At 41.2% G+C, this 15,068-nt stretch carries 14 protein-coding genes and 1 pseudogene; 2 read left to right on the forward strand and 13 right to left on the reverse strand.

Annotated elements, in window-relative coordinates:
- Positions 1-132 precede the first annotated feature (132 nt).
- The 6 genes from phnE to M8E35_RS06255 form a co-directional block, all read right to left on the reverse strand.
- A complete protein-coding gene (gene phnE, locus M8E35_RS06230) occupies positions 133-990 on the reverse strand; it encodes a phosphonate ABC transporter, permease protein PhnE (RefSeq protein ID WP_252467967.1) in 858 nt (285 codons plus the stop codon).
- On the reverse strand, positions 987-1,757 hold the full coding sequence (locus M8E35_RS06235) for a phosphonate ABC transporter ATP-binding protein (protein WP_252467968.1): 771 nt from the start codon (positions 1,755-1,757) through the stop codon (positions 987-989). Before M8E35_RS06235 ends, phnE begins: the two co-directional genes overlap by 4 nt.
- Positions 1,758-1,812: 55 nt before the next feature.
- Positions 1,813-2,706, reverse strand: coding sequence for a phosphate/phosphite/phosphonate ABC transporter substrate-binding protein (gene phnD, locus M8E35_RS06240; protein ID WP_252467969.1), 894 nt, complete (start codon positions 2,704-2,706; stop codon positions 1,813-1,815).
- Positions 2,707-2,985: 279 nt separating this feature from the next.
- Positions 2,986-3,414: a cupin domain-containing protein gene (locus M8E35_RS06245; protein ID WP_252468131.1), complete on the reverse strand. Its 429-nt coding sequence runs from the start codon at positions 3,412-3,414 to the stop codon at positions 2,986-2,988.
- Between the two features lie 201 nt (positions 3,415-3,615).
- The gene (locus M8E35_RS06250) at positions 3,616-3,720 is read right to left on the reverse strand and encodes a methionine/alanine import family NSS transporter small subunit (RefSeq protein ID WP_252467970.1); all 105 of its coding nucleotides are present in this window, start codon (positions 3,718-3,720) and stop codon (positions 3,616-3,618) included.
- A complete protein-coding gene (locus M8E35_RS06255; RefSeq protein ID WP_252467971.1) occupies positions 3,717-5,225 on the reverse strand; it encodes a sodium-dependent transporter in 1,509 nt (502 codons plus the stop codon). The genes M8E35_RS06250 and M8E35_RS06255 overlap by 4 nt, the downstream gene beginning before the upstream one ends.
- 472 nt (positions 5,226-5,697) lie before the next feature.
- Here M8E35_RS06255 and M8E35_RS06260 point away from each other — a divergent pair, with 472 nt between their 5' ends.
- Positions 5,698-6,144, forward strand: coding sequence for a hypothetical protein (locus M8E35_RS06260; protein ID WP_252467972.1), 447 nt, complete (start codon positions 5,698-5,700; stop codon positions 6,142-6,144).
- A gap of 133 nt (positions 6,145-6,277) precedes the next feature.
- On the opposite strand, the gene M8E35_RS06265 is transcribed toward M8E35_RS06260, so the two are convergent.
- Together M8E35_RS06265 and M8E35_RS06270 are read right to left on the reverse strand one after the other, a co-directional pair.
- Entirely contained in the window at positions 6,278-6,532 is a 255-nt protein-coding gene (locus tag M8E35_RS06265) for an SDR family oxidoreductase (RefSeq protein WP_252467973.1), read from the reverse strand.
- A gap of 423 nt (positions 6,533-6,955) precedes the next feature.
- Positions 6,956-7,291, reverse strand: a complete 336-nt coding sequence (locus tag M8E35_RS06270; RefSeq protein WP_289710701.1) for a PD-(D/E)XK nuclease family transposase — start codon at positions 7,289-7,291, stop codon at positions 6,956-6,958.
- A 190-nt stretch (positions 7,292-7,481) separates the two neighbouring features.
- Between M8E35_RS06270 and M8E35_RS06275 the strand changes: the two genes are divergently transcribed.
- Entirely contained in the window at positions 7,482-8,318 is an 837-nt protein-coding gene (locus M8E35_RS06275) for a prohibitin family protein (RefSeq protein WP_252467974.1), read from the forward strand.
- A 405-nt stretch (positions 8,319-8,723) separates the two neighbouring features.
- On the opposite strand, the gene M8E35_RS06280 is transcribed toward M8E35_RS06275, so the two are convergent.
- The 5 genes and pseudogenes from M8E35_RS06280 to cysQ all read right to left on the reverse strand — a co-directional run bounded on the left by M8E35_RS06280 (position 8,724) and on the right by cysQ (position 15,058).
- Positions 8,724-10,121 (reverse strand): MFS transporter, encoded by a 1,398-nt coding sequence (locus M8E35_RS06280; protein ID WP_252467975.1) that lies wholly within the window; start codon positions 10,119-10,121, stop codon positions 8,724-8,726.
- Between the two features lie 449 nt (positions 10,122-10,570).
- Positions 10,571-10,864: a DUF6809 family protein gene (locus M8E35_RS06285; RefSeq protein ID WP_252467976.1), complete on the reverse strand. Its 294-nt coding sequence runs from the start codon at positions 10,862-10,864 to the stop codon at positions 10,571-10,573.
- 401 nt (positions 10,865-11,265) lie between these two features.
- Positions 11,266-11,927 (reverse strand): annotated as a pseudogene (locus tag M8E35_RS06295) (NAD-dependent epimerase/dehydratase family protein); the annotation flags it as partial.
- Between the two features lie 402 nt (positions 11,928-12,329).
- Positions 12,330-14,222, reverse strand: a complete 1,893-nt coding sequence (gene cysC, locus M8E35_RS06300; protein ID WP_252467977.1) for an adenylyl-sulfate kinase — start codon at positions 14,220-14,222, stop codon at positions 12,330-12,332.
- 41 nt (positions 14,223-14,263) lie between these two features.
- Positions 14,264-15,058 carry a 3'(2'),5'-bisphosphate nucleotidase CysQ gene (gene cysQ, locus M8E35_RS06305; protein WP_252467979.1) on the reverse strand — a complete coding sequence of 265 codons (795 nt, stop codon included), beginning with the start codon at positions 15,056-15,058 and terminating at the stop codon, positions 14,264-14,266.
- Positions 15,059-15,068 lie beyond the last annotated feature (10 nt).

Consider the following 15,068-nt stretch of genomic DNA (forward strand, 5'->3'; position numbering starts at 1 on the left):
GATCGTTCTTTCTTCTCTAACAGAAATAAACACTTATCCTGGGGTATTGGCGTTAATTGGCTTTGAAGACTACAAACAATAAGTAGAATGGAATTAAGGGACACAAAGGCTATACTGAATGTATTGAATCACTTATGAAGTCGGAGTTCGGCACGGCACACTATTTTGGTCCAAAATTCGTGTTCTGAGATATTGCCCGATAAGCTCAACCAGAACCACCAAAATAAATATTGCTATAATCAAAGTCGAAACTTCCTGATACATAAAGAGCTTCATGCTGATCATAAGCTGAGTTCCGATTCCCCCTGCTCCCACAAATCCTAGTAACGTAGCAGAGCGCATATTGCACTCCCAACGAAATATCGTATAGGAAAGGAACATGGGCAATGTTATAGGAATCCTCGTCATTACCAAGAGCTTCAGATCATCCATGCCGCCTACACGTGCCATTTCCACAAGTCGCTGGTCAACCGATTCGAACATTTCGGCATATAATTTGCCGAGAATTCCTGTGCCATGAGCCATCAGTGCTAAAACCCCAGGAAAGGGGCCAAGTCCAACCGCCACAACAAAAACAAGTGCCCACATCAGTTCCGGAACACCTCGAAGTAAAGCTAAAAACCCACGAGAAAGATAATAGAAAGCCCAACGAAAAGACCATAGAGCGCTCCCAGAAACCTTTCTTGAATATTCTTCCCCGCGTGGCCTCATGGCAAAAAGAGAGAGTGGTAAAGCGAAAAGAATGGCTAAGACTGTAGCAACTATGGAGATTTCGACGGTTTCTAATAATAGTTTAAAAACATTATTCAAAAAGACGGCACTGGTCTCTGGAGGCCATAAACCACCTGTAAAACGAGACATCGCCTTGACATTCCCGGGGTCCAAAAATTCGCTTGGAGAAAAATTCGTATCTATCCCGCTGATAATCACGACCCCCAGGATAATAGCAGTGATGACCCAATTGAGGATGCTAGATCTCTCTTGCTTCATACGACCTTTACCCCCGTCTTAGGAACATTCCCCATAATTTTTTTGCTCACATCACTTTTGATATAATCCTCAGGACATCCATTATAAACTAAGGTGCCATGATCAAAAGCTAATATTTTAGAACAATACTTTAGAGCGCTATCAATTTGATGCAAGCTAAGCAGTATTGTTTTTCCTTGCTTATTTAGGGATTGGAATAGTTGTAGAATAAGTTCCGCTGTTGCAGGGTCTACGGAGGCTATAGGTTCATCTGCCAAAATCAGTTCTGCACCACAGTAGATGGCGCGGGCAACAGCAACGCGTTGTTGTTGTCCACCCGAGAGCTCTTGACATCTCTCATAAAGCTTATCTTCAATACCAAGCATGGCTAGGATCTCTTCAATCTCGGATTCCTCTTTTGCGGTGAGGCGGAACGCTCCCCGAACCACTGAAGCGTATGACAATTTACCAGCTCTTCCCATGAAAACGTTTCTTGCCACATCCAGAGAAGGAATAACGTTGAAATTTTGATATACCGTAGCAATTTTGCTTCGCAGGGTCTGAAGCTGTCGGCGATTTAAATGGCTCATTTCTTGACCCAGGATATTTAAAGTTCCTTCACTAGGGAAAATGGCTCCACAAAGTAAGCGAAGAAACGTTGATTTCCCTGCACCGCTGGGGCCTACAATTCCTATGAGTTCCCCTTTGCTCAAGGAAAAGGAAACTTTGTGGAGTCCTTGTCCGTTAGGGTAAACTTTCGAAAGTCCTTCTGCAACAATGATATCCATAATTCCCTCCATAATATATGTTGGCAGGAACAGAGGTTCCTGCCAACACTGGTTCTTATTTATTAGAGTTAATTAAGCCAAGACGATTCGCTTCTTTTTCTATTTCTGTGTAATTTGCGTCAGTGACTTTGGTAAAACCTTTAGCTCTCATTAGGGTAAGGAGTTCGGGATCTTTCATCTCAAGAAAGGAATTGACGATTTTTTCTTCGAGAGATTTATCTAAGCTATCCCGGACAACCCATGGATATCCCTCTACAAGATGCTTATCAATAATTCTAATCTTACTGGCGTCGACGGTTTTGTTCGTAATAAGTCGGTTCAAGATCCGGCCTTCGATTCCACCTGCATCAACGGTTCCATTTTGAACCGCTTGAGCCGTTGCATCATGGCCACCGGAGTAGACTACATTCTCAAGATCATCCGGTACTTTGATCCCTGCTTTATCAAGCATGAAGCGAGGATACAAAGAGCCTGAGGTTGAGCTAACATCACCGAAGGCAAAGACTCTACCTTTGAGGTCTGCAGTGGATTGAACCGGGCTGTCTGCGGGGACGATAATTAAGCTATAATATTTCGAGGTTTGTGTCTCCTCATCAATCTCCGTTACGATTGGGTGGATTTTAGCTCGCTGTTTGGCTTGTGCATAAGTAAGACCGCCAAAATACGCAACGTCGAGTTTATCATTGGCCATCGCTTCTACGACCCCAGCATAATCGGAGGCAACGAAGAGTTCAACAGGCATACCCAATGTGTTAGATAAGAATTCACGAAAAGGTCCATACTGGGCTTTAATTTTATCTGGGGCTTGATTAGGAACAAGCCCAACGCGCAAAGTCGATTGGCTTGTTTCTTGAATCCCTTGAGACTGAATCGGGCTTTGGCCGCAGCCACTGACCAGGAGAGCGAACGTCAAAATGATTGAACTTATAAGTGCCATTTTTTTCTTCATCAGATCCACCTTTTCTCGAAAATTCGACAAAGAAATTATATAACCAATTATAAATGTGTGTCAATAACTAAATACCTATCTATGTTAAAACATCTCGATAAATATCACTTGTATGTCCTTGCGTCCAAATTGGCCTGCGCAGTCCAATTTGAATAGGCATCTTATAACGAATGGATGATCATTCTTTCTTTTCTGGCTCTTCTAAACAATAAATAGATCACTGCAGAAGAACTCCCTCTGCAGTGATCTATTATTGAACTAGAACAACTTATACTTTTACTATAGGTGATGGTCTTCAGCATCCGCCTTTGTTGTATGAACCGTACCCCGCGGATGCTGAGGCGGTGCATAGATAGAGTACAATTTAAGCGGTACAGGGCCGGTATTTATCAGATTATGCCACTTACCTGCTGGTATCCATATGGCATAATTATCACCCACTCTTTGTTGGAAATAAAGCCTGTCTCTGCTGTCTCCCATTAAAACAAGGCCTTGACCTTGTTCAAGGCGAATAAACTGGTCAACATCAGGATGCATTTCCAATCCTATGCTATCCCCTACATTGATGGTCATTAAGGTAAGTTGTAAATAAGAGCCGGTCCACAAAGCGGTACGGAAGGTATTGTTCTGCAGAGTAGCCTCTTCGATATTCACAACAAAGGGGTTTGGTCCGTAGTCTCTTAAAGGAAGCATTCTCCTTGGATACATTGGTGTTTCATCCCAGCGAGGGTCGGGACAATTATATGGGTTATATCCATCATACATTTTACTCCATCCTTTCAATATTCCATGCTTTATTGATTTGCCAATGAGAGCAACTAGATCACTCTTACAGCAATTTAACCAATATTTGGTATATTGATAGTGTATGAAGTCACATCGTCCACAGTGTTTGGTCTAAATAGTAGTTTACTTCTGCTTCGAGGCCTTTACCGCATGCCAAATACTTGCTGCCAGTCCTCCCCAAATTACGATTATGCCCACCAACATCATGACAATGGCGCTTCCGCTCACGCTTCATCCACTCCTTCACTTTTTCTCCACTTCAAAGCGGCCATAATAATGCCGACAACAATCACAACCAGGGCTACTCCCCAGCCGGAATAGAGCAGAAACGCCGCAGGGTAATCTTCGTAATTGCTTTTTAAGTTATCCATGAGATTCAATATAAACATATAGCCCAAGACCCCCGGAGTGACTATTTGTAAGCAGACCTTCCACCACAATCCTGTGCGCAAGTCTGACGTGAGATTAGCATGATCTTGGAACGAAGTTAACTTTTTGAGAAACCAAGAAATAGTAATAACGGATACCAACCCCGCTAAGGCAATCCCGAAGGTGTTGATAAAGTAATCCACCACATCTAAGAAGAACAGTCCCCCTTGGGTGGCAAACAAAATGGAAATCAAGGCGGAAAGACCGCCGCCAATCATCACCGCCTTGACGCGGGACAGATTAAACTTATCTTGGATAGCAGCCACAAACGTCTCCACAACGGAAATTAAGGAGGATAACCCTGCAAAAACTAAGGAGCCGAAGAACATCAAACCAAAAAACCCGTTAAAACCGGGGAAAGAGTTTAAAATCTCCGGGAACACGACAAAGGCTAGGCCAATACCTGCCGTTGCCACTTCTTCAATAGGAAGATTGGCTTGCTTGGCCATAAATCCCAGGGCAGCGAAAACCCCAAAGCCGGCTAAAAGCTCCACACTTGAATTGCTGAAGGCAGCAATAAAAGCATTGTTATTAATGTCAGCCCCTTTGGGCAAGTAACTGGAATAAGTGATCATGATGGCAAAGGCAATGGATAAGCTGAAAAATATTTGGCCATAGGCGGCAACCCATACTCCCGGAGAAGCAATTTCACTCCAATTTGGCTTAAAAAGTGCTTCCAGGCCTATCATCGCCCCATCCAAGGTCAGGGCGCGAATCACAATAATGATAAACATAACCAATAACAAGGGGATAAAAATACGGTTTGCTTTCTCAATCCCCTTTTTGACACCTTTAAATAAGATTGCTAAGCTAATCACCCAGACCAGGATCAGAGGGATGAAAACCCCGGGAACAATCGACCCCACCGAACCAATGGGCGCGCCGTTGACAATATCCACCCGCTGCAAATATTCCCCCATCAGGAATCCCCCCGGGTCGCTCCCCCATTGCAGCCCTACGGAAAAATAGGCATAAGCCATCGCCCAGGCAACAATAACCGAGTAGTAGGTAGAAATGACGAAAGCTATGGTTACCTGCCACCAACCGATCCATTCCGTCTTTTTATTCATGCGTAGATAGGCTAAGGGTGCAGAGCCCCGATACTTATGACCCATGGTAAATTCCATAATCAGCATGGGAATACCCGCTGTCAAAAGCGCAAATAAGTAGGGAATAAAAAATGCGCCGCCGCCGTTATCATAAGCTACATAAGGAAAACGCCAAATGTTTCCCAGCCCAACAGCAGACCCTACGGCAGCTAAAATAAAACCGGCTCTTGTACCCCATTGTTCACGGACTTCCACTATTAAATCACCTTTTCATTATTATTTTGGTTTTTAGTAGTTACAGTCACCTTAATCCTGTTCAGGCAATCTAAAAGGACTCCTTAACTTCTCGTTTGTAAACAAGAAACAGTTAAGGCGTCCTTATTCGCAATACTTACATAATCCGGACAACACTCAATTATTGGCTCAGAAATCCCTAATAGCTCTTGTCTGAACAAATCTGTATAGTTTCCGCTCATACTAAATACCAATTTTCCAACCTGTACATTTTACCATAGAATAATCTAAGTACCAATCCGTAAATATCTGACTACATAACAGCTGCCTCTAGTAAACCACAGGATTTTAGCAGAAACTTAACAATAACGATAGCAGATCCCGAGCAGAGCATGCAAACCTTCCACTTATTATTTTTTCCTAGATGATAAACTTTGTATAAAAAGAGTTTAGGAGGGGAACTTATTATTAAAACAATTAGGTGGGTGAGGTTTTGTTTAAAGATAGATTGTTACGAGGGGCATTAGCTGGAATAATTGCGAGTTTATTTATGATTGCTTGGAACTTATTCTCCTACTATATTCTGCACTTTGTTAAAATAACATGGCTCGAATCATTGAGTCAACTTGTATTAGGACAGCCACCAAAAAACATTTTAGATTTTTTCGCAGCATTTGGTAGTTTAATTATTTGGAATGGCTTTTTAGGAGGAATCTTTGTTAGTTTTATAATTCCAGAACGAAGCGGAAATTATTTAGGAAGAGCTGTTGGCTTTGGATATATAATCTGGTTTATTCTCTATTCCCTTGGGACTTTATACAAAATAGAAACATTACATATTGTCTCTCCGGTAACGGTATTTTCAAATTGGATTGCTATGATAATATACGGGATCGTCTTAGGTTGGATCACAAAATGGTGGGATACCCATGAAGCATAAAAAGGATAGAAAAGATAATAGCAAAGGGAAATACGCGCAAGAGATCTTAATTGAAGTCAAGAAGAGAGCCTTCTGCAAAAAGGCTCTCTTCTATATTGTCTGATAGGCAGTTTCCCCCTCTATCCGGCGACTTCTAAACACCCATAGTAAAGGTTTCCGGCAAAGTACTTCCACCATCAAAAACCATTTGAGTCCCAGTCAAATAACTTGACTCATCACCCCCTAAGAAAGCCGCCAGTTCACCGACTTCTACCGGATCGGCCAATCGTTTTATAGGAATTGCATTGGCAATCCCATCAATAACGCTTTGTGGATTCTCAGGATTGCTCTGCAGCGCCATCTCCTTAACCATCGGCGTCAGCACGTAACCTGGACAGATGGCATTCACAGTAATATTATAGCCACTTCTCGAGCCATTGCTTTGGTAAAGCCAATCAGGGCCGCCTTGGTTGTGGTATAGGCAACTTCACTACCGTTTTCCTACTGGTAAAGAACATTTTTCAATAAAATACACTTTTTTACTAAAAAAGACAACCGCTATATTAAACGGTTGTCTTACTGATTTTTTCAACTCCTGAGCGGAGCATTCCCGAAGGTTCTGGATTGATGAGGCTATGATCCCTCATGCGAATAGAAAAAGATTCGATAATTCGCTCACAGCAAGGACTTTCACTTGCAAGATACACTAAACTTCTTGGCGTACTAACGGGAGCCGCAGTGCGGATGGGAGGGCATCCCTCGAGCAGTGAAAGTTGCCGAGCACCGCTAAAACAATGATAAGTTGGTGTCAGGCACGAGGCACCGGGTTCGTTCATGCTTTCAGCCGTTTAACTTCTTCTTCCGTCATACCTGTTGCTTTAACTACCGTTGAGATCTCCATGCCCAAGTCCAAAAGATTCTTCGCCACTTCTGCCCTTCCTTTATTCTCCGCGGTCTCTATTCTCGTTAGCTGGTCACGAAGCTCGGCTTCTCTGGCATCGTACAGCATTCTTGCCTTTTCATCCTTACTGATAATCTGCAATAAATCATAGGCCTTTTTGATGTCCTTATTCTTTTCTGCTAACATCTCAATCACTCCTTTTGATTTTGCATCTAGGAATTCCATCCATTCAACGATGGGATCATTCTCGTCTCTTTGAATATCCAAATCTGCTAGCTTTACGATCTGTGACTATTTTTAAGCAGATCTTCCACCACAAATTTGACGTATTTAGACAATATTATCTGTTATAACAGATAATATATGACATCGAGCACATATTCTTTATAGCGTTTTATCACTCAATTAAGGTATAGTAAATATTGACTAAAAAATTAATTAAAAAGGAGGATGCCAGTTGGATTCTAAAAAAATTGTTAATATGGTCCCTAAACTAAAAATAAGTCCAGGACTTATTACATTTGGCATTGTGATTATAGTTATTTTTTTCACAACGCTTAATTCTTTTGTAATCGTTAATGCTGGTCATAGAGGTATTGTTCTCCAATTGGGAGCTGTCCGCCCCGTCGTCTTTACTGAAGGACTCCATTTTAAGATTCCTTTCATTCAAGACGTGATCCCTATTGATGTACGAGTCCAGAAATCTCAATCCGATCAAACTGCTGCTTCCAAAGACCTCCAAATCGTCACCACAACTGTGGCTGTTAACTTTCACCTTGATCCCAATCAAGCGAATACACTTTACCAAAGTGTAGGTTTGTCCTACGGAGAGCGAATCGTTGATCCCGCCATCGGCGAGGCAGTAAAAGCTGTAACAGCCCAATATACCGCTGAGGAATTGATCTCTAAACGTTCTGAAGTAAGCAGCAAGATCAAAGAGACTCTCTCTTCAAAGCTAGCAACCTATTATATGATTCTCGATGAAATTAATATTACAGAATTTAAATTTAGTCAAGAGTTCAATAACGCGATTGAGCAAAAACAAATTGCTGAGCAGCAAGCTCTAAAGGCCAATCTTGATCTGCAGAGAATAGAGATCGAGGCTAAACAAAAAATTGAACAAGCTAAAGCAGAAGCTGAGTCTCTACGACTCCAAAAACAAGAAGTCACTGCTGAACTTGTTAAACTAAGAGAAATAGAAGCTCAGATTAAAGCCATCGAAAAATGGGATGGTAAACTACCGAATGTTACTGGTGGTGCTGTTCCTTTTGTTGATGTTAATAACGCCCAATAAATCCCTGTATAACTATTATCGCCCCCAAAGATAATTACTTTGGGGGCCTTTTTGTTCTTTCGATTAAAATATGCTGGACCCATCTTTAAAACTACTAATGCACACTTTGTGCACTTTAAGCCAATGATAAGTTGGGTCGAGTAGAATGGCGCGCTTTACAGCGCAAAACCCTATCAGAACCGTGCTTGCGCAATTAACGCACACGGCTTCTCATAGCGCTTCGGTTAATTCGAACCCCTCTTCTTTTTCGAACAATAAGTTGGTAAGTTGGTGTCAGGCACCGGTCCCCATTTGCTCTGCTCTTCGACCCCGGTCGGACAATGGTACTAGATCTATAAGGTACCATTATGCTGCCCCCGCCTTCTGAAAAACGAAAGCTCCAACGAAGAACTTTTCGAGGCTCAATCAGAATTGTTCCTCATTGTTTGGGGGGGCAGACCCCCTTGCTAAAGAGGCAAAGATCCCAATGCAACAAAGAACAGAAAAAACAGTGAAACTGGCTCTCGAACTTTGCAGAAAACTCGTAACATAATCTGGTGAATCGAGAGTTAAATTTTTCATACTTAAAGAAGTGATGAGGGCTACAATCGTCATACTCAGCGTCTGTCCGAGCAGTCTCATGGTTCCAAGGGTAGAAGAAGCTACTCCGTAAAGCGCTCGATCCACTGAACTCATTACAGCATTTGAATTGGGGGACGAAAAAAAGGCAAAGCCCAGACCGATAAACGCCAGATTAATTATAACAAGTAAAATAGAGGTCTTTTCATCCAGAAAGATAAAAAAGAACAGTCCCAAGGTAGTAATAGCCATCCCTAATGAAGCAAGTATTTGGGAATTGATTCGATCCGATAAACGTCCGGCTAAAGGGGAAAGAGCGGCCATAAGTATTGGCTGGGACAATAGAATCAAACCTGATTGAGAGATTTCGATATTCTGTACATTTTGAAGATATAAAGACATCAGGAAGGTTAAAGCAAAGGTAGCACTGTAATTAATGAGAGCAGCCAAATTTGAAAAAGTAAAGGCACGATTATTCATAAACATGCGTATTGGCAATAAGGGATTAGAAATTTTAGTTTCATAGACAACAAAAGCGATCAAAAGTGTCAGACCGAGAATAAAGGTTATCATATATTGGAAACCTGCAGTAATATCAGTTAACCCATAGAGAAAGAGCAATATGCCCAAGATCCAAAGAATACCGCCCCACTTGTCAAATTTGTCCACTGCCCCCAACCATTCACCAGAGAGCTTAGCCAATGTTAAGCAGAGGACAACTAAAGCAATTGCAAAGTTAAAATAAAAGATACCTCGCCAACCTATCGTACTGCATATCACGCCCCCTAATACAGGCCCTAACGAGAGACCGATATAGGTCGATGCAGCGCTAAGACCCATCGCTTTTCCACGTTCTTTTGGTGGGACAACTGACGTTAGTATCGCCATAGAGGTCCCAAAAATCATAGCACTAGCGACTCCCTGCAAAACTCTAAAGATTATAAACATCGAGAACGACCAAGCGAATCCACTGCCTAAAGCCGTTAAGGCAAAAAGGAACATTCCAACTGTAAAGACTTTTTTCCGACCCACAATATCCGCTAAACGTCCAAAGGGAAGTAAAAAAGCAGCCGATGCCAAGAGATAACTGGTTACGACCCAGTTCAGCAAAGATTGGCCAACGCCGAACTCCAGAGCCATCTGTGGGATACCCAAATTGATGGCATTTCCCATAAATGGGGCAATGAAGGATGTTATCATGACGATAACCATAGTAAGCTTAACCATAGATCGATTCTCTTCCATAATATTTCCCCCTAAAACACTCTTTCTCATCTAAATATCAAGAACTTGTTTTGTCCTTACCTACAACTATAATCCTAATCTCCCGCGAAACATGCCGAAAACATGAATGGTTTGAACACTTCTCGGGTTCGACAGTCAAAAGCCAGTTCACTAGAGCCTCTAGCCTTTGCGTTGCAAGGCCTTGAGGTTTTTCGTATGCCTACAGATACAGACTGCCAGAAAGGCATTGCTAACCCCCTGAACATATTCGACGAAATCTGGGAAGTACAGTCCCCGGGGAGGAAAAGGTTGACCCCCGAAGAACTTCGAAGGCCTTTTCCGACCCGTGTAAGAAAACAAAGGTTCCGAGTACTATAAAACCAGTATCCGACTATCTAGTGGGCCTGACCCAATAACAAAAAACCCTATCGCTAAAGGTAAGGGACAAATAGCCTCAATCCTTACAGGATTTATTCTTCCCCACGGAGGAATTCCTCTTTTCCACTCAATACTTCAATCATAATCAATGCCCCTAGTCTAAATCCGCAGACAAACGATTCAGTAGCTTCCATTGAACTTGATTGAGAACGCAAATCCAATAGGGTTTCCAGCTGATTATAATCATCTTCAGAAAGCTTCTTCTTCCAGATTGCAAGAATTTCTGATATTCTTTTATTTAATGGACGGTATTTGGGGTCTTTTGAAACAATCAGTTCACTGGGATATAAGTTGCCGTTATACAATTCTTCCAGAATAGTTTTCATATTCCGCCTTCCCTCTTTCTATAATACTTCTGCAGTCACCTCAAGACAATTATAGTTTAGTAAATTATCCACTATTGATTTTTAGCGATAATATCGCTAAGATTCTCTCGAGTGGTGAGGTGAGGTGGATGTACCCACCGGAATCTTAATCAAACTGGCCGAATTCCATAATACAAGTACAGATTATCTCTTGAACAGAACAAACAGAAAAAAGCCATATCCGAAGGTCTGATTCATCTAACTATTAAATTGACGCTATATGAGCGAGTGTAAAACCGACTTTGCATTCAACTCGCTACCTTCAACTACGCCTAGGAATGCCGTCAATAAGATAAGGCATCGGAATAAAAACCGATGCCTTTTTGATCAAGCGCAATGAATGTGTTGGCTTCCAGAGATGTTTACTTCACATCATAATAATCAACGTACCAATCAGCGAACTTCTGTAACCCTTCTTCAATGCTAGTACTAGGTTTGAAGTCAAAATCTCTCTCCAAAGGCGAACTATCACTATAGGTAGCTTTAACATCACCTGGTTGCATAGGAAGGAACTCTTTCTCTGCAACAATCGTTCTCCCAACTGCCTTACTTAATGCTTTTTCGAGTGTAGCGATATAATCCATCAATTGCTCCGGTTGATTGTTACCTATATTGTAAACTGCGTATTGTATACCATTTAGGATGCTGTCCTTATCGTCTTTCTTAGCGGGTGGATTACACAATATCCTCGCCACAGATTCCACGATATCATCTATATATGTGAAGTCCCTATAGCAATCCCCAAAAACACCTTGATTGTCTCCCCATTAAAGATCTTCTGAGTAAAACCGAAATAGGCCATGTCAGGTCTTCCCATTGGACCATAAACGGTGAAGAATCTTAAGCCTGTACAAGGTATACCGTACAATTGACTATAAGTATGGGCCATCAACTCATTTGACTTTTTGGTGGCAGCATAGAGAGAAACAGGATTGTCCACCTTATCATCTGTAGAGAACGGTACTTTTGTATTTGCACCGTAGACTGAACTAGAGGATGCATAGACTAAATGTTCGACGGGGTTGCGAACCAAAGTCTTCACAAGCTAAACAATAAGTTGATAAGTTGGTGTCAGGCACCGGGTTCCGCTGGCACCGGGTTCCGCTTCCATTTTCTTAGTTTTTCATATTTCTTGAAACAAGCTTCGTTCATAACAATTAATATATTGAAAAGCTCTGTCCTAAATCTATTTGATCAGTCGGTTAGAAGGAGCCGACAATATTCGTGAAGTACCACTCCCTACCGAGCGAACATGGCATCCAGGTATTCTTCTAAATTGTGTTGGGGTCAGACCACGGAACAATTCTGACAACGGAACAATTGTTATCGAGCATTAACGACACAATTATTATGATACCCACCGGAACGGGCAGCCAACTGATGGATTAGCCCGTTTCCGTTATCGACGCCAGTTAAGTTAGCGGGATCACCTGCTTGATGTTACACCCTTTGCTTGACGCACTGCACGACCTCGGAGTAAGGATGACTGAAATAGGAGGCCTTCCCTCAGATATATCATTTGTTTAATAATAATATCTGTTGCAATCTCGATAGAAAACTTACTCGTGTCAATCTCAATATCAGGATTTTCAGGTGCTTCATAAGGACTTGAAATCCCAGTGAAATTAGGTATCTCCCCTGCTCGAGCTTTTTTGTAAAGCCCTTTTACATCTCTTTTTTCACATTCTTCAAGAGGTGTGCTGACATATATTTCAACGAACTCATTACCTATTATTCTTTTCGCATTTTCTCTGTCATTTTTATATGGAGAAATAAAGGAAGTAATGACAATAATTCCTGCATCATTCATTAGATTAGCAACTTCGGCAATCCTTCTGATATTTTCAATTCTATCGGCCTCTTTAAAGCCTAGGTTTTTATTTAAACCGTGCCTAATATTGTCACCATCAAGCAGCATAGTATGTTTACCCATCGCAACAAGTTTCTTCTCTACTTCATTAGCAAGAGTAGACTTCCCAGAACCTGAAAGGCCTGTGAACCAAAGAGTCAGCGGTTTTTGGCCCTTTTGTTCGGCACGAATTTCCCGAGTGATATCAGTATTCTGCCACACAACATTCGTTGATCTTCTCAACGAATGTTCGATAACCCCCAATGCAGAGGTTTTATTTGTAATCTTGTCGATTAAACTAAGAGTCCCTAATGCCCTGTTATTCTTAAATTTATCAAACACAATATTTTCGGATAGAGCTATATCACATACTGCCAGTTCATTCCTTAATAGACTGTTGACGCTAATCCTATTGCCTGTATTTGTGTCAATTATATATTTAAGTGCCATAACCGTAGCTGTTAGAACTTTGGCCCCTACCCTAATGTGGTAGCTTTTTCCCGCAACAAGCTCTGTGTCATCCAGCCAAAGGATTGTAGCGGTAAGCATATCGGCAATTTGAAGATTAACATCTTTAACTAAGACACATCCTCTTGTAACATCCACATCTTTGTCAAGACAAATTGTAACTGCTTGCCCCATAAATGCCTGATCTTTTTTACTATCCGTATAAATACCTTTTATTTTGGTCTTTTGATTGCTCGGAAGCGTAAGAATCTCATCACCAACAGAAATAGTCCCCGATTCTATCTGTCCCTGAAGTTCTCTGAACGAATCATTAAATTTCAGTTTTGCCACCTTTTGAACTAACATGACAAAACTGTCACTGTTCGGGTTTGAGTTAGCGTCGATCTCTTCAAGATAAGGAAGTAGGGGCAATCCCTCATACCAGGGCATATGATTAGATGGCTTAATAATATTATCTCCCTGAGTTGCCGAAACCGGAATAACCACTACACTTTTTAAATTAAAATTAGCTGTAGAATTTAGTAAATCTTGTTTGATTTCTCTAAATCTCTTAAAATCATAATAAATGAAATCCATCTTGTTCACGACGAGAACAACGTGTTGAATCCCCATCAAGGTGCAAATTCTGAGATGCCTTTTAGTTTGCTCAGACACCCCTTGGCCCCCATCCACGACAATAACAGCTAAATCAGTAAAAAAAGCCCCCAGCGCTATTTCACTCATAGATTGCTCCCGACCAGGCGTATCGGCAACAATGAAAGACCTAGAAGCGGTTGCATAATAACGGCTAGTTACATTCTTAACAATTTCTTGCTCAGTTAGCAAATCGTTATAGGCAATAGAATCATTAATTTCTTCACCATGAATGCCAGTTTTGCTATCTGGTTCCCCGGCTTTATCATTAGAAGTTAATAACTTTTCCTTACCAAACATACTTTCAATCAATGTCGATTTGCCGCCGTCAACTGATCCGCAGGTAACTACTTTAACTATAGTTTTCATTATGAAATACCTTCTTTTTCTTCTTACCTTTAGACAGCTTCTTATACCCAGATATTTTCTCTCCTATTAACTACATAAAACCCTTTTTCATTCAGAATGTTCTCCCGATTATAAAGCATCTCAGATCCATCCATTTGCCTGAAGATGCCCCCGGCTTCTTCAACGATGCACTGCATAGCAGCCGTATCCCATTCAGAAGTTAAACCAAAACGGTAATATACATCTGCTTTACCTGAGGCTACCATGCAGCCTTTTAGTGAGCTTCCTGCTGAAAGTATCTCTTTAATTTTATCCTTATTGTCCTCAATTAACCTAGCCTCCTTCTCAGAGGAATGAGATTTACTACCCACCATAATGAGATTCCTTGTTTTATCTGTCACCTTAAGCCTCGTATTCTCAGCTTTATATTCTCTATAACCAATTTTTTCTAAATATGCACCTTGATCTTTGCTTGCATAATATAACTCTCCAGTCACAGGAACATAAATAACACCTATAATAACTTTATGCCTATAGGCCAAAGCGATGTTGACAGTAAATTGACCATTCCTTTTGACGAATTCCTTAGTTCCATCCAGCGGATCAACAATAAAACAATAGTCAGTTGTTAATCTACTTTTATCATCTCGTGACTCTTCAGATAGGATTGAGTACTCTGAAAAATTGTCCTTAAGCCCTTTTGCAATAATTTCATTAGCATTTATATCTGCTATTGTCAGAGGGGACTTGTCATTCTTCATCTCAACATCAAAATCTGTTGCGTAAACCTTTATAATTACTCTTCCAGCTTCCATTGCCAATGCTTTACATTTATCTAATATTTGTTGTATTTTCATTTGATCCTCT

This window comes from Desulfosporosinus nitroreducens, from assembly GCF_023897015.1.
Taxonomy (GTDB): domain Bacteria; phylum Bacillota; class Desulfitobacteriia; order Desulfitobacteriales; family Desulfitobacteriaceae; genus Desulfosporosinus; species Desulfosporosinus nitroreducens.